The organism is Liquorilactobacillus sucicola DSM 21376 = JCM 15457, assembly GCF_000612445.1.
GTDB classification, from domain to species: domain Bacteria; phylum Bacillota; class Bacilli; order Lactobacillales; family Lactobacillaceae; genus Liquorilactobacillus; species Liquorilactobacillus sucicola.
Window position 1 is genome coordinate 36,923 of sequence record NZ_BALC01000009.1, and the last position, 19,523, is coordinate 56,445.

Annotated in this window: 15 protein-coding genes, 1 other RNA gene and 2 pseudogenes; 2 read left to right on the plus strand and 16 right to left on the minus strand. The window is 37.3% G+C overall.

Annotated elements, in window-relative coordinates:
• Positions 1–27: 27 nt before the first annotated feature.
• The 4 genes from JCM15457_RS10940 to JCM15457_RS10955 form a co-directional block, all read right to left on the minus strand.
• Positions 28–960 carry an alpha/beta hydrolase gene (locus tag JCM15457_RS10940; protein ID WP_034989919.1) on the minus strand — a complete coding sequence of 311 codons (933 nt, stop codon included), beginning with the start codon at positions 958–960 and terminating at the stop codon, positions 28–30.
• A 460-nt stretch (positions 961–1,420) separates the two neighbouring features.
• Complete coding sequence (locus tag JCM15457_RS10945) at positions 1,421–2,770, minus strand: glucose-6-phosphate isomerase (RefSeq protein ID WP_034989920.1); 1,350 nt, start codon at positions 2,768–2,770, stop codon at positions 1,421–1,423.
• A gap of 213 nt (positions 2,771–2,983) precedes the next feature.
• Entirely contained in the window at positions 2,984–3,844 is an 861-nt protein-coding gene (locus JCM15457_RS10950; RefSeq protein ID WP_034989921.1) for a GRP family sugar transporter, read from the minus strand.
• 91 nt (positions 3,845–3,935) lie between these two features.
• Positions 3,936–5,111 (minus strand): class I SAM-dependent rRNA methyltransferase, encoded by a 1,176-nt coding sequence (locus JCM15457_RS10955; RefSeq protein WP_034989923.1) that lies wholly within the window; start codon positions 5,109–5,111, stop codon positions 3,936–3,938.
• 228 nt (positions 5,112–5,339) lie between these two features.
• On the opposite strand from JCM15457_RS10955, the gene JCM15457_RS10960 reads away from it, so the two are divergent.
• Complete coding sequence (locus JCM15457_RS10960; protein WP_034989924.1) at positions 5,340–7,514, plus strand: LTA synthase family protein; 2,175 nt, start codon at positions 5,340–5,342, stop codon at positions 7,512–7,514.
• 119 nt (positions 7,515–7,633) lie between these two features.
• Here the strand turns inward: JCM15457_RS10960 and ssrA are convergent.
• The 8 genes and pseudogenes from ssrA to trhA form a co-directional block, all read right to left on the minus strand.
• Positions 7,634–8,001: a transfer-messenger RNA gene (gene ssrA, locus JCM15457_RS11995) on the minus strand.
• Positions 8,002–8,075: 74 nt separating this feature from the next.
• Positions 8,076–9,491 carry a L,D-transpeptidase gene (locus JCM15457_RS10965; RefSeq protein WP_235725699.1) on the minus strand — a complete coding sequence of 472 codons (1,416 nt, stop codon included), beginning with the start codon at positions 9,489–9,491 and terminating at the stop codon, positions 8,076–8,078.
• A gap of 201 nt (positions 9,492–9,692) precedes the next feature.
• Complete coding sequence (locus JCM15457_RS10970) at positions 9,693–11,153, minus strand: NCS2 family permease (protein WP_034989925.1); 1,461 nt, start codon at positions 11,151–11,153, stop codon at positions 9,693–9,695.
• A 272-nt stretch (positions 11,154–11,425) separates the two neighbouring features.
• Positions 11,426–11,605: a hypothetical protein gene (locus tag JCM15457_RS12200; protein WP_034989927.1), complete on the minus strand. Its 180-nt coding sequence runs from the start codon at positions 11,603–11,605 to the stop codon at positions 11,426–11,428.
• On the minus strand, positions 11,592–12,287 hold the full coding sequence (locus JCM15457_RS10980; protein WP_034989928.1) for an NAD(P)H-dependent oxidoreductase: 696 nt from the start codon (positions 12,285–12,287) through the stop codon (positions 11,592–11,594). Before JCM15457_RS10980 ends, JCM15457_RS12200 begins: the two co-directional genes overlap by 14 nt.
• Positions 12,288–12,303: 16 nt before the next feature.
• Complete coding sequence (locus JCM15457_RS10985; RefSeq protein WP_369384630.1) at positions 12,304–12,771, minus strand: ribonuclease H family protein; 468 nt, start codon at positions 12,769–12,771, stop codon at positions 12,304–12,306.
• 87 nt (positions 12,772–12,858) lie between these two features.
• A pseudogene (locus tag JCM15457_RS12695) lies at positions 12,859–12,990 on the minus strand (ribonuclease H1 domain-containing protein); the annotation flags it as partial.
• Positions 12,991–13,260: 270 nt separating this feature from the next.
• Positions 13,261–13,890 carry a PAQR family membrane homeostasis protein TrhA gene (trhA, locus tag JCM15457_RS10990; protein WP_034989961.1) on the minus strand — a complete coding sequence of 210 codons (630 nt, stop codon included), beginning with the start codon at positions 13,888–13,890 and terminating at the stop codon, positions 13,261–13,263.
• Positions 13,891–14,190: 300 nt separating this feature from the next.
• Here trhA and JCM15457_RS10995 point away from each other — a divergent pair.
• A pseudogene (locus tag JCM15457_RS10995) lies at positions 14,191–14,621 on the plus strand (DUF1836 domain-containing protein).
• An 880-nt stretch (positions 14,622–15,501) separates the two neighbouring features.
• Here JCM15457_RS10995 and JCM15457_RS11000 read toward each other — a convergent pair.
• The 4 genes from JCM15457_RS11000 to JCM15457_RS11010 form a co-directional block, all read right to left on the minus strand.
• Positions 15,502–16,365, minus strand: coding sequence for a class II fructose-bisphosphate aldolase (locus tag JCM15457_RS11000; protein WP_034989930.1), 864 nt, complete (start codon positions 16,363–16,365; stop codon positions 15,502–15,504).
• Between the two features lie 173 nt (positions 16,366–16,538).
• A complete protein-coding gene (locus JCM15457_RS12090) occupies positions 16,539–16,709 on the minus strand; it encodes a FeoB-associated Cys-rich membrane protein (RefSeq protein WP_152537324.1) in 171 nt (56 codons plus the stop codon).
• Entirely contained in the window at positions 16,709–18,841 is a 2,133-nt protein-coding gene (feoB, locus tag JCM15457_RS11005; RefSeq protein ID WP_034989932.1) for a ferrous iron transport protein B, read from the minus strand. The genes JCM15457_RS12090 and feoB overlap by 1 nt, the downstream gene beginning before the upstream one ends.
• Positions 18,838–19,323, minus strand: coding sequence for a FeoA family protein (locus JCM15457_RS11010; RefSeq protein WP_034989933.1), 486 nt, complete (start codon positions 19,321–19,323; stop codon positions 18,838–18,840). The genes feoB and JCM15457_RS11010 overlap by 4 nt, the downstream gene beginning before the upstream one ends.
• Positions 19,324–19,523: the final 200 nt, after the last annotated feature.

The following is a 19,523-nucleotide window of genomic DNA, read 5'->3' on the forward strand; positions in this document are numbered from 1 at the left end:
TGCCCACTCCACCTTTCTAGAATAAAACTAGTCCAAATATTTGCTTAAAAATAATTGAATATGACGCTTATAAACTGCTGGGTCAATCCAGTAACTTTCTGCATGTGTTGCTTTGGGAACTATCCATAATTCTTTGGAGGCATTTGTTGCCTTATAATTTTCTAAAGCCATATAACTCGGAACGTAATCGTCATCTTCACCATGAATAAAAAAAATCGGCGATTTATTCTTTTTGAGCTGCTCCACAGATGAAACATCTCCAAGATAATATCCCAAACGATGATGATTGATCGTATCAATAAGCGGATAAAATGGGTACTTGGGCAGATGAAATTGCCTTTTTAGCAAAAACATTAGCTCTTCTTCGATACTGGAGTATCCACAATCAGCGATAATACATTTTACCTGTGCCGGAATTTTTTCTCCGCTTAACATTGCAACCGTCGAAGCCCCCATGCTAACCCCAAAAAGAACGATTTGCGCATCAACACCTACTTTGGCGACTACTTTTTTTAGCCACCGCAAATAATCCAATCGATCCAACCACCCAAAACTGATATACTTGCCTGCACTTTCACCATGCCCACGATCATCGGGAAGTAAGATACTAAAGCCCATTTCATAGAACATTTTCGCAAAATTAGCCATTGTTTCTCCATTTCCTTTGTATCCATGTGAAATGATGACAACCTTCTTCGAAGTGATGTCGCTGGCTGGAATGAAATAAGCAGACATTCTTTCCGTTTCATCTTTGTTTTTTAAAAACCAATGTTCCTTATTTATTTTTCGAAACCATGTTACATATCTCCAATAACTTTCCGCATATTTTTTCTTTTCTTCGGATGTTTCAGGTACGTAATCAACTCGTTTAAAAGATAATTTAAACAAATATTCACTAACTAAAAATGAGGTTGCAGCTGCCCCCATAGCTGCTTTGATTAATACGCTCTTATTTTTCATAATTCCTCCCTAAACACACAACAGAAACTATTCATTCAGAAAAAAACTTGTTTCTTGTACTATATGTCCTAATTGGAAAATAAGTACAATTATTGCGGTTAACTAATCTAGCATTCATTATAATACAAAAGCAATCATTCTTAACAATTAAAAATCACATATCTATTCTTGCCCTGCTTTTCCTTTTATACCTTGCACCCTAATATCGGCAGGTAACCAATTATTTCAAATACGAAGAATCCAAATGAAACTAGGCGGTACAGAGTCAATTAAATCAGCTCTGTACCGCCTAGAAAAACAAGCAGCTATTTTAAATTTATAAGCGACCGCCGAAAAATGACCTTTGCTATCTCCTTGGCCCAGTAAATAAAATCCTCAGCCACACAAATCAATTATAATTTGTACAGCCAAGAAAATCAGTAATTACTCGCAGAAACATGACTGAAGAAGTGACTATTTTTTACTTCAAACGATCATTCAATTCTTGGCTCAATTCTTCGAATCCTGGTCGATTCAAAAGAGCAAACATGTTGTGCTTATATGCTTCCACCCCTGGTTGGTTGAACGGATTAATGCCATTCAGATAACCTGAAATCGCAACTGCTACTTCGAAGAAGTATATAGTGTACCCTAAGGTATAAGCCGTTTGGTCCGGAATATTAACGATCATATTAGGAACATTGCCATCAGTATGCGCTAAAACAACCCCTTGGAAAGCCTTAGTATTTACAAAGTCCATTGACTTGCCTTCCAAATAACCTAACCCATCAAGATTTTCTTTTTCTTTTGGAATTTCAACATCATGCTTAGGCTTGCCAACCTTGATAACAGTTTCCATCAAGTTGCGACGTCCTTCTTGAATATACTGACCCAATGAATGCAAGTCAGTCGAAAAGTTAGCTGATGAAGGATATATTCCTTTTTGGTCTTTGCCTTCAGACTCACCCATTAATTGTTTCCACCATTCGGAGAAATACTGCAACGATGGCTCATAGTTTTCTAAAATCTCTGTTGTATAACCCTTGCGGTACAAAATATTTCTCAAAGCAGCATATTGATAGGCTTCATTCTTCTTCAAATCAGCCTCGTTATACGCAACACGTGCATCTGCTGCCCCTTTCATCAAGGCATCAATATCTGCCCCTGAAGCCGCAATCGGCAACAAACCTACAGGAGATAATACAGAGAAACGACCACCGACATCATCTGGAATAACAAAAGCTTCATAGCCCTCAGCATCCGCTTCTTTTTTCAATGCCCCGCGTGCTTGATCAGTCGTAGCATAAATGCGTTCCTTTGCACCTTGTTTACCGTATTTTTCAATCAACTTTTTCTTAAAGACACGAAATGCGATTGAAGGTTCAGTTGTTGTCCCAGATTTAGAGATAACATTAACTGAAAAATCACGGTCTCCAATCAAATCAATTAAATCATGTACGTACGACGAGCTAATTGAATTACCTGCAAAGAATACCTGAGGTGCATTTCTTTTTTCAGCAGGCAGCAGATTGAAGAAGCCATGATGCAAAAACTCAATTGCTGCACGTGCCCCTAGATAAGATCCACCTATTCCAATTACCACTAAAACATCTGAATCAGATTGAATTTTTTTAGCTGCGTTCTTAATACGCGCAAATTCTTCTTTATCATAATCAACTGGTAGGTTCAAGAAACCACGAAAATCATTGCCCGCACCTGTTCCTTCACGTAACTCGGTATCAGCTGCTGTCACAAGTGCCTGCATTTCACCCAATTCGTTTTCTTGAACGAACTTTGTCAAATTTGAACTGTCAAATGCTATATGTGCCATTAGTATCTCCCCTTTAGCGTATTATCTAACCGCTATCATTATACAATAAATTAACTAACTTGTAAGCACTTTTTGACGATAAATTATGATTTATACTTAAAATTACTTAATACAACCGTATAACAACTTAATAACACACTTTTAAAAACTTAGAAAAGCACACAATTTAGCAACAATAAAGCGCTTAATCGTATTTCATTCAATACCGTATTTTCAAAGACGTGATAATAAAACTCCACCAACAATTATCATTAATGAACCGATCGTAATATATACAAGTTCTTTTTTTGTTTTTTTCTCGCCCAGTAATAAAATACTACCGAATGTCGAAATGATTATTCCCATCTGGGAAAATGAATAACTGATGGCAAGACCAACCGCTGGGATCGCTAGAAACATGAAAATATTTCCTGTTCCCCAGACCAAACCTGTAATAATATTTTTGTAAGTTTCTTTTTGAAAAGCGTCTTTACCATACGCAAATAAGCTTGCACCAATGACCATTCCAAAAGCCTGAGGTAAAACCATTGCTTTGGCATCAACCCCCGCCCAATTTACGATTACAGTATATCCCACATATCCAATTGTAGATAAGGTCAAAGCACTGACACCCGCACCAATTTTTTCACTGCGCTTTTTCACCGTCGCTGCTTTATTATCCCTCAAAGAAGTTAAAGTAGCCCCAACGATCAAAATAAACAGTGCCGTCGTTCCTAATGCTATTTGGTCTCCTGTGCGCCATTCGTGAAAAAGGATGACCCCCGCTAATGCATTGAATAATAATTGTAACCCCGTTGACAAAGGGACTGTCTTCGAAATTCCAATCGCTTTCATTGAATGGAACTGTTGATTCTGACCTAGGCTCCAAAATAAGCCCGAAACTAAACCAACGAGAACAACCTTGAGCGATAAATAATTCTGAATATGACTCCAAAAAATAATCGTTGTGAGCAAGCTGAAAAGAAGGGCCCCTAAGGTCATTCCCAAAGTTTGCTGATTTGCATTACCACCTAACTTACCACTGACCAGACCAATACTTCCCCACGCAATAGCAGGGATAAGTGCGATTAACATAATTTGTAATACCTCATTTCTCATTTTCTCTCTGTGGTTAGATATTATAGCAGTTTATCACAACCCTAGACAAGGAAATACCAAAAAATGCTTAGCGGTAAATTCTCAAAATCAGTGCTTTAAAATAATCACTCTGCCGATATTGTTTTAATGTCGCAAAATCTTGTGGTGAATGATAGGTATGCAAAATTTCAAAACGGCTATTGTGCTCTGTAAATACATTCTCAAGCTGTTCTTTTAATTTTTTCAGAGACAGGCTCGCCGAATTAGCTGTTAAAATCAAGAGCCCTTCATTTTTGGTAGCCTTGAGTGCTGCTTCAATCAATGAAGGATAGTCCTTACTTAAGTTAAATGTTCTTTTCTTGGAACGTACAAACACAGGAGGATCCAAAAAAGTTACGTCAAATTCGATATGATGATTAAATGCATAGTCAAGGTACCCTTGAACGTCCATTGTTCTAATTTCTTGTTTTTCTGGATCGATTCCATTTGCTAAAAACTGTTTCTTCAGCCGCTCACCTGCTTTAAGCGTTAAGTCAACATTCACTGTCTTAAATGCCCCACCAAGCATTGCGTTCGCTCCGACAGAACCATTGCGACTGAAACCTGAAAATACAATTTTTTCAGCTGCATATTTCGTTTTTAAATCAGCCAATAATTCGCGTTTATCAAGCGCAAAATTGCTAAGTTCATTATTTAGATACACCAGGTATTTAACACCATTTTGCTCAACTTCCAATGTTTCAGGTGCAACCTCGCCTTTCACATGTCTATTTTTTAACGCATTTTTTTGAACATTAAACTGCAATTTTTCATAAATACCCTCATAGTCTTTAATTGCTGCTTCAAATGCACTGTAAAGTGTACTGCGGTGTTGATATAGCCCTTTGTTATCAAATGTGAAGACATAATAGCCAGCGTAATAATCGATCGTTAGTCCACCTAACCCATCGCCTACTCCATTGAAGAACCGAAATACATTTGTTTCCTCAGAATAGTAGAAATCCGCTCTTTTGATTTGCGCCATTGTAAATAATTTTCGAAAGAAGTTCTCATCGATATATTTTTCTTCTGTCGTAAGCACCCAGCCATCACTATTTCGTTGTTTAGCTAAATATGCATATGCTACAAATTGATTTCTAACTACTAACTTAATTAATTCACCGTCGGTCCCTTGATAAGGTGCTGAAAAGTCCTTAACATCCAATCTGGGATACCCATCTTTGTATTTGCGCGCTGCTTCATTCGTTATTTCGATTGATTTCAAGTTTTTGTTCTCCTATTCAAATCTAAAAAATTTCTATACTATCCTTTATCATACCAGATTTAGCAGTTGATTATCTCTAAATCTGATTATTTTAACTATATTGTTAGCTCCTGCTGTCCCAAACATTGTAAAACTTTTATAATATACTGTAGGTAAATTGACTTCATTTTAACCAATGGTTTAGAATTAAGCATTAGTTGAATTCACTCGGAAAGGACGGTTTATGCCGTGTTCCTATCAAGAACAAGAAATTATCTTAGCACTCGCTGGGGCCTTTTTTCTTTAATGGTCTTTCTTTTTTGGTTAAAAACAGTTTTAGTATACCTTATTGACTTTCGACTAGGTGTCGAAGGCTTATACCAGTATGCGGTTTTATTCTTCAACCCCATCGCCACAACCGTGCTGCTTTTTAGTGCTTCTTTATATATTAAACGACCCGTTCCTGCATATTTAGTTTTATTTTTACTTTATACTGCTAATTCGGCTTTGCTTCTCTTTAATGTCATTTATTATCGGGAATTTACTGATTTTATGACAATGAATGTTATTTTTGGATATTCTTCTGTATCAGAGGGCCTAAGTTCTAGTTCCTTCGCATTGCTAAAACCACAAGATCTGATTATGGTGTTTGATTTCATTTTAGTCATAGTCGCATTTGCCACTCGCTTTATTAAGTTTGATAAGAAACCCCTGCCACAACAGCAAGCTGTTGCAGTATCATCTTTTGCACTTTTACTAGTTTTTCTGAACCTTACTTTAGGTGAGATTAATCGGCCGCAACTTCTTTCGCGAACTTTTGATCGTAATTACCTAGTGAAATATCTTGGCATTGATTCCTTTACTTTTTACGACGGTATTAAAACTGCAAAAAATAATCATGTTCGCAGTGAGGCGAGCAGTTCGGATTTAAACAAAGTTCTCACCTTCACGCAAGAGCATTATGCAAAACCAGATTCACAAATGTTCGGTGCAGCAAAGGGAAAAAACATCATTGTCATTCATCTGGAAAGTTTTCAACAGTTTTTGATCAATTATCGCCTTGACGGGAAAGAAGTCACCCCCTTCTTAAATAGTCTGTATAATGATAAATCAACTTACAGTTTTGCCAATTTCTTTAATCAAGTAGGCCAAGGTAAAACATCAGATGCTGAAAATATGTTAGAAACAAGCATTTATGGTTTACCGCAAGGTTCGCTATTTTCCGCTCTCGGAACTGATAATACGTTTCAAGGTGCACCGGCTATTTTAAATCAAAAAGAGGGCTATTCCAGTGCAGTTTTCCATGGCAATAAAGGGTCATTTTGGAATCGAAACAGTGTTTACAAAAACTTGGGCTACCAGTATTTCTTTGATGCAAGTTATTTTAACACCACTTCTAATAACCTCACTGAATACGGCCTGAAAGATAAGTTACTATTTCATGATTCGGTCAAGTATTTGGAACGGTTGCAGCAACCATTCTATGCAAAATTCATTACCGTTTCAAATCATTTTCCTTATACGATAGATCAAAAAAATACCGATTTCAAACCAGCTAATACCGGAGATAGCTCAGTAGACAATTACTTCGTGACAGCTCATTACCTTGATCAGTCAGTCAAAGAGTTCTTTGATTACTTGAAAAAGAGTGGGCTATATGACAATTCTATGATCGTGCTCTATGGTGATCACTATGGGATCTCTAATTCGCGTAATTTGAAACTAGCATCATTATTAGGAAAGTCTTCTTCTACATGGACTGACTTCGATAATACACAGTTGCAACGTGTTCCATTTATGATCCATATTCCTGGACAGAAAAATGGTGGGATTCAACAGCAATATGGTGGTGAAATAGATGTTCTTCCCACCCTGCTTCACTTGGTTGGAATAGACACCAGTTCGTATATCCAATTTGGAACAGACTTGTTCTCAAAACAACATGATCAAGTTGTAGCATTTAGAAACGAGAACTTTATCACACCTAACTACACTGTAGTTGATGGAAATATTTACGATAACAAAACTGGGCTTCAGATAACCCACCCATCAACCACACTGGAAAACAAGGTCAAAAACGAAAGTACAAAGGTCAATACAGAACTATCACTCTCAGATTCGTTGAACAACAAAAATCTTTTGCGGTTTTATGTTCCAAACGGTTTTACACCTGTAAATCCACAAAATTATGATTATAAGAATGACTTTGGACAAATCACTCAAATTCAGCAACAACTTGGTACAAAATCAACTAGTCTTTGGTCGCGCAACGGTAATAAAACAACTATTGATAATTACTCGTCAGATGCACCCGAATTAAATACTACTGATTCGAATGAAGAAAATGAATCCAGTGCGTCCTCATCGCTTGATGCAAGTAGCCAACCAAGTTCATCCTCAGCCGATACTGCTGCAGACCGCTGAATTATAACTTAAACTGATAATGTTTGCCTTCAAAATCAATAAACAAACACAAAAAAGGTCCATGTACTGAAGCTCTGCTCCCGTACATGGACCTTTTTAGCTACTGTATAGTTATTATCTTATGGAGATGGCGGGACTCGAACCCGCGTCCAAGCATATCGTCACTTAAACCTCTACGCCCATAGTCATTCTATTTGAAATTCATTGTCGATTACGCCGAATGGCATGGCCAGCATCAACAACTAACCTGATTACTCTCTTCCAGCAGCTTCAGGTGTGAGCCTTAGGCGTGAGTCCACTTAATTTAAGACCCGTGACCAACACATGGACGATGCTAGGCGGATCTACACTAAGCTGTTATTAAGCAGCTAAAGCGTAAGAATTGTTATTATTTTTTGCAGTTATATTTAACTGAGCGTCTTTACGTCGCGCAACTACGAGGCGCAATTTAAGCTCGACCTATACCTGTCGAATCCAAAACATCCCCATAGCATGATTTTACCATAGATCAGTCTACCATGAAAGTTTTTAATTTCGCTACAAAAAACTGACTTTTGCTGGTTAATAAACGACAACTGCTTCGGTTTGTTCTAAGTTGTCATAAACACTTTTCATTTGTGAGACAGGTGTATTAACGCATCCTCCCGAGCCATCATTCACATAGGCATCACTTGCCCAGTTCTTACGCCAGCTTGCATCATGGAAACCACAGCCGCCATTAGTAAACTGTGCCCAATAATTTACCTTTACAGAGTAATTTGCACTCCCAGATTCACTTCCCTTTAAAACAGAAGGTGATTCTTTATACATTACATACCATAGGCCTTTTGGCGTGTCTTCATGCGTGCTGGCTTTTCCGGTCACAACATCAGTTGAAACAACTTCTTTACCATCCCTATATATCCACAAGTGCTGATCCGCGATCGAAACTTCAGCATAGCTATTCCCTATACCACCATTAGTCGTATTTCCGTAGCCCGTTCCATATGTTAGATAGCCCTTGCCATAAATATCCGGCTTGGCCTCAAGTTGCGTTGTTTTCCCACTTTTTTCGAAAGCGTTAACTACTCGTGTGGTCGCATCACTATTTTTTATTGCCCAACCATAAGTACCATCTCCAGCAATATTGATGTTCTGCCCATTATGAGTTTTAAATCCGATTGATTTCCCCAATGTGGCTTGCTCTTTATTTATTTCATCAATTTTTTCATCAATACCAGTACGGTCAATTTGATACTTATTGTTTACATATGTTGCTTGCTTCAAAACCTGTTTTGCATCAAGAACATGCTTAGTGTCTTGAACCGTATACTCCACTTTTTTGGCAGCAAGTTCTTCCAGCATCTTCTTTTCACGTTGCACCGTTTTACTTGAAGCACTTAAGGGCTGAACTATTGCTTTTTTCAAATAAACATTTTGACCATACTTTTGCCCATCAAAAGCCTTTAAGGTTTGCTTCACATCATATTGATCTCCCTTTTGGGCTTTGTCTATTCCAACTTTTCCATATCTCAAAACTGCTTTCGCATCAATTGCTTTTTTCCTATTTCTATTTTCACTTCTCAACTTAGAAACAACCGCTCTTCGAACTTTATTTTGGCGGTAGTCACTTATTTTACTTGGAATAGCCTTATAGTTAGTTTTTGCTGCGGATGGCCAAAAAGTCCATTGCTCTTTTAAAAGCTTCTGTACTTTTTCTTGATCCTTACTCGAAAATCCTGAAACAGTTTTTTTACCACGATAAAAAAGCTGATTGTCTAGATAAACATCATTGCTGACATTCTTACCTTTAAGTTTCTTTGTCGCCTGTTTTTTATTCAGTCCACCAACATTGACACCATTTATTTCAACGTTTTGATTGAAATGGGTCATTCGGTAATACGTGTAACTGCTACCAATAATAATACCTATAATGCCTATTGCACCTGCAATTAACATTCTTTTATGCTTAATTTTAATCACCTCATCAAAATTCAAACCTGTACACGTAGCACTAAGCATATCATATTTTGAAATAAAGGTTAATCTTTCCAATTTAAAAAAAATATTATGCCTACAAAGTTAAAACAATTTTAATAACTCGCCACACTTCACCTTCACTAAGGTAGACCTAATCGAAAAAAAATTCAAGGTCTTTGTTTAGCCCTTGAATTTAAGAAACATTAATATTTTTATTTTTTATTCAATTACTGCTAATACAATGAAATTTAAGATAAAGAGTAAGGTACAAACAATCATCATTGGATGAACTTCTTTAAACTTATTTTTAGCAAGTTTAACAGCTATATAAAAGATAAAGCCAGCGGCGATTCCATAAGAGATACTATAGCATATTGCCATGAAAACAGAAGCAAAGAATGCTGGGATAGCATCTTCCAAGTTACTCCAATTGATATTCTTAAATGAGGCCATCATCATAATACCCACTACTATTAAAGCAGGGGCAGTTGCTACGCCTGGGATAATTGCAATGAATGGAGCCAGCAAACTGCTGAGTAAAAACATAACGGCTGCAACAAGACTAGTTAGACCTGTCCTTCCTCCCACGCCTATTCCAGAAGCACTTTCAACAAAAGTTGTCACATTTGATGTTCCAAAAATAGCTGATATAACTGATCCAATTGCATCTGAAAAAAGTGAGCGATCCATTTTTGATTTAAAACCATGACCATTAAAAAACTCTTTTTCATCTTGCACTGAAAAAATGCCAGTTCTTTTACCCGTACCAATAAAGGTTCCAATAGTGTCAAAAATATCAGTCAAGCTGAAAGCAAAGATTGTCATTACTGCTAAAAGTAAACGGCCAGGTTCGGCAAAAAGCGATCCCATCCCCTTAGGGCCAAAAGCAGCGCCAACAGTTGTTCCTAGTTGTTGGAAGGATGCGCCCAGTGAATTTCCACCAATTAGTTCAGTATGTGTGACTCCCATTGGTATACCAATAATCGTAGTCACAATGATTCCAATCAAAATTGCCCCACGAACATTTTTTACAACGAGAAAGATCATGACTATGAGACCTATCAAAGCTAACAAAGGAGCAGCTTGATTGAAGTTAATCAGTGCAGGAGTCACACTGCTATTAGAAACAACTGATGAAACTCCTCCTTTAAAATGTGTCGCCCCTGCATCATAAGCTGAGCCATTAATAGAGAGGATTCCACCTTTGTCTGTAATAAATTTCAGAAAACCCGCATTTTTTACCCCGATATATGCAACAAAAATCCCTATTCCACCACCAATGGCATGTTGTAAAACATCTGGGATTGATTTTATTATCAAGCGACGAATTTTTGTTACCGTAACAATAACATTAATGACTCCGCATAAGAAAACTAATGCTAAAGCCTGCTGCCAGGAAAAACCTAACTGCAAAACAACTGTATAAGTAAAGAATGTTGCCAATCCTAAACCCGGCGCTTGCACATATGGAACATTAGCGAATAATGCCATGATCAGCGTACTAACGGCTGAAGAAATAATGGTCGCTAAAAAGATGGCCTGCGTTGGCATTCCCGTCAATCCCAATATATTTGGTGCTACAAATAATATGTACGACATAGCAAAAAAGGTCGTCAGACCTGCTAGTACTTCTGTCGTAACATTAGTCTTGTTCTCCTCAAGCTTGAAGAACTTTTTCATAATCAACAAACTCCCCTTCTTTTTAAACATTTTAATTATAGCAAAAATAATTCGCCTTTCAACAAAAAACAAACTAAAATGATGATTTTTTAATTTGTTTTTTGAATGAAAAACGAATTATTCCAACTACTTCAATTCAAATATTTCAGTAGGCGACTTAGCTTTGCTATTAACATTTTGGGCTTACCTCTGACTATTTCCACATGCATCAAAAATAGCTACTCCATTTACAGCATTTACTGTTCACCGCTTTTTTTGCGTTATTCTTCATGTCACCAGCGATTAGGATTCCATAATCTGCCATCCATTTCACCTTGAGCCTGCTCTATTCGCTTAGACTGCTGTAGTGCGGTTGCAGCCATTGCCCTGAAAAAGGCACGATTTTCATACTTCATACTACTGTCTGCAGCTTCATCCAAACGCTGAATAAGCCAATCACTATGGCTCTCCATAATAATCATCCTTCCGTCTTATTAAATTTATTTCGTTTTTTAGATCACTCAGTTGATCATGCCGTTCTGTAAATTCTTCTAATATTTTCTCTAAGTCACCCTTATTTTCACTGCACGTTTCCAATTTTTGCTTTAATTTATTTTCAAACCATCGTTGCTTTTGGTCAAAATCAAAAGCACGCGGTAATTCAAGAAATTGCTGGTAATTGATCATCAATTTCTGGTGCTGTTTTTCATTTTGGTAAGAAAATTGCTCAACGATAAAAAGCGGCATCAGAGTCATTCCCAAGTATTTAGCAAATGCTTTGAAAGGACTCAACAGTTCAGAGAGCGCTATTCCTTCTCGTCCACCGAGACGATATTCTCTTAATGGCTGTCCCAAGGAAACGACTATGCCTAATTCTTTTTTTTGCAACCATGCTGCATCTGTCATATCGAAAATTTCGTCTATCCATTGTTTTAGAAGCGCCGGGGCAGAATACCAATACAACGGAAATTGAAAAATAATTCTGTCCTTATCTCGTAAATTGTTTTTTTCAGCTATTTTATCAAAATGTCCAGCTGAATTTACTCTTAACTCATGCCAAACAACATAATTTAAATCAGATACTGCTTCTTTCAAAAAACGCTGTGTCCCTGAATCTTCGAGCCGAGGATGCGCAACAACCACTATTGTTTCCATTAACTTTTTCTCCTGCTCAATCCATTTTATCCATTGTTTCATTTAAAAGTCGATCCACAAAAATGTTTCCTTCATTTTTTTGATGGCCTTTTGTCCATTGAAAAGCCAAACATTCAAACCGCGGTAGAAGTGTTGTCATCTGCATCCAAAGTTCCTTGTTTGCCACCTCTGTTCCAGAAGACGTCTTCCATCCGCGACGTTTCCAGCCAAATACCCAACCCTTTTGAATCGCATCCAGAACATACCTTGAATCAAGGATTGCTAATATAGACTTGTTTTGAAGATTGTGTTCAACCAAGTATTTTAAGGCACATAAAAGTGCCATCACTTCCATCCTATTATTAGTTGCTCCCAGTTCTCCGCCAGAACGTGCAACCTGATCTGTATTCATCTTTATCAAAAATGCCCAAGCAGCCTTATCATTTTTCTTAACATGTTGCCCCAATTTATTTCCATGATTACGCGAGCCACCATCTGTCCACAACAAAATATCTGCTTTCTCTTTTTGGGAGCTGTGGCCTACAATGCTAGTTTTACTTCCACCCTCATTAATTAGTTTAATCCATTCCTCAGCCTCTGCTTTTTCCTGAAACCCTTTGTACCTCGCTTGGCTGAATCCATTGATTTGTTCAAGACACTCTGACCACTTTGTATATATGCCCCTTTTTCTTCCGCGGGCAACCGCATAAAATTTGTAGGCGATACCTCATCTCTCCCATCGACACAAGGAATGAGTCAAAAGTAATATTTGTCCTATCCCTAGTTTCATACATGTATTTCAACAGTCACTTTTTCCCTTAAGCGTGAAGAATATGTATAGTCAACAACTGATAACTATGCTCATAATTCAAACTTAAGTCCTGGTTCACACAAACTGTCAACACATTTTCATTATACAATAAATTAATTTTGAAGTGATAATATTGTTTTCTCAGCAGCTTAGCTCAAAATAATTCTATTTTTGTTCTAAATTCTAAATGTAGCAATAAATTGAAAAAAACATTGATGCTGAACCCAAAATAACAAATAGATGCCAATATACATGTGCATATTTAACACCCTTTATACTATAAACCAATGCACCTAGCGTAAACATTATTCCACCTACTAACAGAAGCGTAAAACCACTCCATCCTAAGGTCAAAAGAAGATTTTTTATTCCTAGTAAGCATAGCCAACCCATGATAACGTAAATAATCGTTTCAATTTTTTGTTTTCTTCCCTTGGAAAAAATATGAAATAAGATTCCAGCAACTGTTAAAAACCAAATCAAAATCAACAGAAGAACGCCCTTAAGTCCGCCTATCGCAAGCAAACAATATGGTGTATATGTTCCAGCAATCAGCATAAATATACTACAATGGTCTAACACTCTAAAAACCTTTTGTGCTTTTGTAAAATACAGGCAATGGAAAAGCATCGATGCCGCATATAATACCATTAATGAAACACCATAAGTGATAAACGCCGTTAAATATAACAAATTATGACTTGCAACAGCTTTTATAATAAGCAGAACAAGCGCGATAACACTCAGGATCAAGCCAATTCCGTGCGTTATACCACTCCAAATTTCATTCAGCAAACGTTCTTTTTTGTTCAACATCATCTTATTCAAGTCCTTCCTAACCCGTTGTCTTTATTGTAATATATTATAGCTCACTAATCAACATAATGTAGTCTTCAAGTCTAGATGATAAAAAAATACGTTTATAACATTAAACATGCATCGTTTTTATGCTGAACTGGTATGTTATAATAAGATTATTAACTATTTGATGTAAGAAAAAATATTTGAGTGAGGGCATAAAAAATGAATGATGGTCAATTTAAGAAATGGTTGGAAGAGTTTAGTCAAATAAGACTTCCGTTATGGGATGAGTTTCCTGATTTAGAACTTTATATGGACCAATTGGTTAGTCTAGGGAACCGGTATCTCTCACCATTATTAGAAAGTGAGATAACCCCCTCGATGATAAACAGTTATGTCAAAAAAGGCTCATGCAGCGTCCAACTAAAAAAAAATATACTACTTCTAACCTAGCCGAATTAGTTGTTATCAGTTTATTAAAATCAATTTATCCACTCGAAACTATTCGAGACGGAATTACGCAATCTTTAAAAAATAACACTATTGAAGAATCTTACAGCTATTTTGCAAATCTTTTCAACTCAACCTTGCAAAAAATCAACTTAGAAGATGCAACACTTAATTTCAATTACAAAGATGAGCTCATTCTTCTGACTGAACAATTCTCCGTTCATTCTGTTATATATAAGATTATTGGTCAAAAGCTTATTGATTTGCAACACGCACAACAAGCCGATGTTTAAAAAGTTAAATCCGAATCGTCGCTAACAACAACTTTTGCTGAACATTGACACCCCTTACTCTGCAAGGTGGTATGTTATACAGAAGATTGTGCACTTCTTAACTTTAACTCAGGCGGCGCTAGCAGAGATTCGGGGTATCAACCGTGTTTATTTTCCATAGTTACCCACACCGTACCATAGAAGCGTGCAACTAAAGCCTACCAAGGTTAGCCCTGTAAAATCAGACCGATTTTACAGAGCTTTTTTGCATCATAGCGAAATATATAGAGCTAAAGTTCCCATATACTCTCTGGATTTCGGGTCAGTAACCATAAAATTGATTACCACCATTATCTCAGTAATTTACTTTTTAAGCATGTTGGTCTTCAGATCCGTGTCCAAATTAGAATACCCGAGAATGATTCCTGCATAGTTCTACTAAATAATTTAGGAGGTGTTTATTTAAAATAAGCATGACATTATTGGAATTGATACTTCAATTGGAAAAAGCAGCGGAAGGTACTGCCTTTTTTACACTCGTTCAACTATGAGGGCGATCCCAGAGATATTCAATATTTCCATTTAAGTTAGTCAGAGTTTTTCCCGTACCCAGAGGCCAACCGATAAGGTAAATGTTCTTCACACTCTGCCCTTAACTAAACCGTAGAAAGAGGAGATTGTGAATAAGTTAGTAGAATTTGCGGGCTGCCACAAAATTACGAACACTGCGAGTTCATTATTATGCGTAATTCATTTATTCACGGTAGACGAAGTATTTTGACTTATGAAATGCGCTTATACGGAATAAATAGAGGAGCTAAGTTAAAATTTATCTTTTGACACAGTCAAAAAAAGCCTGAAGACTTTTTGTCTTCAGACCTTGATAGCTTAAATAAAATTATTATTTAACTGATGGTGTACCAAACCAATCAATGCGTTCCTTAACAACATCTGTAATAGCTTGTGCCCCAGGAGCAAGTAACTTACGAGGATCGTAACCCTTGCCTTCAAGGTCCTTACCAGCTTCAATATATTTACGAGTTGCATCAGCAAATGCCAATTGACATTCAGTGTTAACATTAACCTTTGAAACACCCAATGAAATAGCCTTTTGAATTTGTTCCTTAGGAATACCTGAACCACCGTGTAATACAAGCGGTGTTGAGATTTCAGCTGCAAGTTCCTTCAGACGATCAAAATGAAGTCCCTTCCAGTTTGCTGGGTACTTACCATGGATGTTACCAATACCACATGCCAAGTAATCAACACCTGTTGCAGCAATTTTCTTAGCTTCTTCGACATCAGCTAATTCACCTTCACCGATGATACCGTCTTCTTCACCACCGATTGAACCAACTTCAGCTTCAACAGAAATGTTCTTTGCATGAGCCAAAGCAACAATTTCCTTTGTTTTTTCTAAGTTTTCTTCAAATGGTAAATCATGGCCATCGAACATAACGGATGTGTATCCAACTTCAATACATTCCTTAGCAGCTTCGTAGTTCCCATGATCAAGATGCATGATAACTGGAACTGTGATTCCCATTGATTTAACCGTTTGTTGAACCAAGTTAAGACATAATTCATAACCACCCATGTACTTACCAGCACCCATTGAAGTTTGAACTAAAATTGGTGTGTTTGTTTCTTGAGCAGCAGCAAGAATAGAACGAGTCCATTCCAAGTTGTTAATATTGAATGCCCCAACTGCATAATGACCTTTGCGAGCAGCAGCAAAGATTTCGTTACCGTTTACGATTGACATAAAACAGCCTCCTAAAATATATTACTCATTCGAGTACGTCTATATTCTAACACAGTTTGCAAACAAAGAGCATTAATATTTGCAAGTTTTTTCACTAAAGTAAATCCACAAAGACAATATTTACAACCCTAAGAGCCGAATTATTCTGCTGCTGATTTTTGTGAATTAACCTTTTAGCTATCTGTATTTCTTTTTTGATTAACTTTCACTGGATCGACTAACGGGCAGCCCACATCATCACAATTATGACAACCCTTAGCACCTTGTCGTTTGATAAACCTGGTGTAAACCACATAGCCAAAGCTCCCAAAAATAACGATCCCCAGAACAATTGTAGCTATCATTATAATTTACCTCCTACTGCCATTTTTTCTACACTATAAAGTTTTTCGTTTTCATCCTTTTTGATAAACAACCCATACACAATTAAAGCTAACACGAATAAACTGAGAACCACACTCTCAGATGTAATATGCAACTGTGCGATTTGCGACAACTGATAAATTAACATTGATGCTAAATAAGCTAACCCTGTCTGGTACCCTAGGGCGTACAAAGTCCATTTAATATCACCATACTCCTTATACATTGTTCCAATAGCTGCAAAGCAAGGCGCACATAGTAAATTGAACGCAAGAAATGCATAAGCTCCCATCGAACTATAAGTATTCTGCAAAGCCTGTGCAAAGCTTGCAGTGCTGCCACCTCCAAAAGATATTCGCAATGTTCCTACACAATTTTCTTTGGCTATCAAGCCTGCAATTACAGCCACTGTCGCATGCCAGTCTCCAAAACCTAAAGGTGCAAAAACAGGTGCAACAAATTCCCCCATATAACGTAGCATACTCTGGTTTTCATCTGTCATCTGTAGTTTAAAATTAAAGTTCATCAAAAACCAAATCAAGACACATGATGCAAATATAATCGTTCCTGCTTTTTGAATAAAACTTTTAGCTCGGCTTTCAACTTGTCTTAGAACATTGCTCGGCTTGGGAAAATGATACGCTGGAAGTTCCATGACAAAAGGCAGCGGTGGTCCCGCAAACAAGCGCGTCTTTTTTAAAAAGATACCAGAAAAAACGACCGCTAACATTCCCAAAAAGTAGGCAGAAGGCGCCACCCAGCTTTGGCCCCTGAAAAACGTCCCCGCAATCATTGCAATAACGACCAGCTTAGCTGAACAAGGCATAAATGTTGTCAGCATAATCGTCATTCGTCTGTCTTTATCGTTTTCAATCGTTCTTGTTGACATTATTCCTGGGACACCACACCCAGTTGAAATCAGCATCGGAATAAATGATTTACCTGAAAGATTGAACCGGTGGAAAATACGATCCATCACAAACGCAATACGCGCCATATAACCGCAGTCTTCCAAAATACCCAAGCAAAGAAAAAGCATCATTATCTGGGGAACAAAACCTAAAACCGAACCGATACCTGCGATAATTCCATCAACAACTAGCCCGTTCATCCAAGGTGCAACATTCCAACTTTTTAATAGGTTATCCGCAAAATTTGGAATCCATTCCCCAAACAAAACATCATTGACCCAATCTGTTCCCATAGTTCCAATAGTCTGAATGGATAAATAATACACGACCCACATGACCCCGACAAAAATTGGAAGAGCCAGCCAGCGGTTCGTAACAATTTCATCAACTCTGTCACTTATACTCATGGTGAAATCTTTTTCGTCGATCACGCACATGTCAACGATACGTGCAATATATTCATATCGTGCATTAACAACAATACTATCGCTGTTATCCTCAAAAAGTTTTTCTGCGGTTTCAATAACCTGCTCGATATCTTCCTTGCGCGTAGCATCAAGCTTGATTTCATCCCAAACACGTTCGTCGCGTTCAAAAAACTTAATTGCGTACCACCGCAGACTTTGAGCTGGGACAAGACCTTGAATATCATTACTGATCATCTCTAAAGCTGTTTCGAGCCTTTCGTCATACTCAGGAATAGGATAATCTCTTGCCTTGCTCAATGACTGCTCAATTTCATTTTCTAACTTATCAACATTGGTTTTTTTCAGTGCACTAATTCCTACAACTGGAACAGAGAGCATATATGACAGCTTTTTGATGTTTATTTTACGCCCATTCTTCTTTAAAACATCAATCATATTCAATGCCAGTACTAATGGCACACCAGTCTCCATCAGTTGCAATGTCAAATAAAGATTTCGTTCAATATTAGTTGCATCCACAGTATCAACAATCAGGTTTGGAGACTCATCCAATAAGTATTTGCGCGTAACAACTTCTTCTGCTGTGTATGGGGAAAGTGAATATATGCCTGGAAGATCTTGAACAGTGACTGCCTTGTCACTTTTTAATTTTCCCTCTTTGCGTTCAACTGTAACGCCCGGCCAGTTACCAACATATTGATTTGAGCCCGTCAATCGATTGAACAGTGTTGTTTTACCACTATTCGGATTTCCTGCAAGTGCAATTACCGTCATTCCATTACCTCCACTTCGCTGACTAATACAAAATCAGCTTCATTTTTTCTAATGCTTAATTTATAATTACGCACAATCAATTCAATTGGATCACCTAAAGGAGCAATTTGGTGAACCTTAACGACCGTGTTCTTGGTAAGCCCCATATCCATTAACCTTTTTCTCAATTCTTTATTACCAATAATTTTGTTGACAACACCAGATTTTCCAAGCCCTACACGTGACAATGAAACCAGTTTTTCCTTGTCATTGTTATTGACATCTTTTACCATTATACTTTGGGCCATCGAGTAACTTACTGCAAGTCTCTGACCGCGCAAATAGATTACCATGCCACTTTCATTATTTGAAACAGTTACGACAGTTAGGACGTTATTAGCAGCAACCCCCATCTCCGCTAGTCTTTTCGCCAGCCTACGTTCCCCTAAAACATCCACAATAATGTATTGTCCTTTGTTACCAATCTTTGCCAAAGATTCCATTTTTTTATCACTTCCATTCAGTTGAGAACCAATCTCATTTACCTAAAAATATCACATAATTTTAATAAATACAATACAAAAAATGCGCTAAAGCCAATAGCCTCGCGCACAATGTTTTCTTTGTGATTTTTAATTTTTATAAAAATAGAATTAAAATGCTACTATCTCAGCATCAGAATCTATGATAAGTAGTGTACTAG

Coding starts and splice junctions, on each gene's coding strand:
- JCM15457_RS12090 (WP_152537324.1), bottom strand. CDS start 16,709: ATGATAGCTACAATTGTTCTGGGGATCGTTATTTTTGGGAGCTTTGGC.
- JCM15457_RS10945 (WP_034989920.1), bottom strand. CDS start 2,770: ATGGCACATATAGCATTTGACAGTTCAAATTTGACAAAGTTCGTTCAA.
- JCM15457_RS10970 (WP_034989925.1), bottom strand. CDS start 11,153: ATGAAAAAGTTCTTCAAGCTTGAGGAGAACAAGACTAATGTTACGACA.
- JCM15457_RS11000 (WP_034989930.1), bottom strand. CDS start 16,365: ATGTCAATCGTAAACGGTAACGAAATCTTTGCTGCTGCTCGCAAAGGT.
- feoB (WP_034989932.1), bottom strand. CDS start 18,841: ATGACGGTAATTGCACTTGCAGGAAATCCGAATAGTGGTAAAACAACA.
- JCM15457_RS10980 (WP_034989928.1), bottom strand. CDS start 12,287: ATGGAAACAATAGTGGTTGTTGCGCATCCTCGGCTCGAAGATTCAGGG.
- JCM15457_RS10950 (WP_034989921.1), bottom strand. CDS start 3,844: ATGTTAATCGCACTTATCCCTGCTATTGCGTGGGGAAGTATTGGTCTG.
- JCM15457_RS12200 (WP_034989927.1), bottom strand. CDS start 11,605: ATGGAGAGCCATAGTGATTGGCTTATTCAGCGTTTGGATGAAGCTGCA.
- JCM15457_RS10940 (WP_034989919.1), bottom strand. CDS start 960: ATGAAAAATAAGAGCGTATTAATCAAAGCAGCTATGGGGGCAGCTGCA.
- JCM15457_RS11010 (WP_034989933.1), bottom strand. CDS start 19,323: ATGGAATCTTTGGCAAAGATTGGTAACAAAGGACAATACATTATTGTG.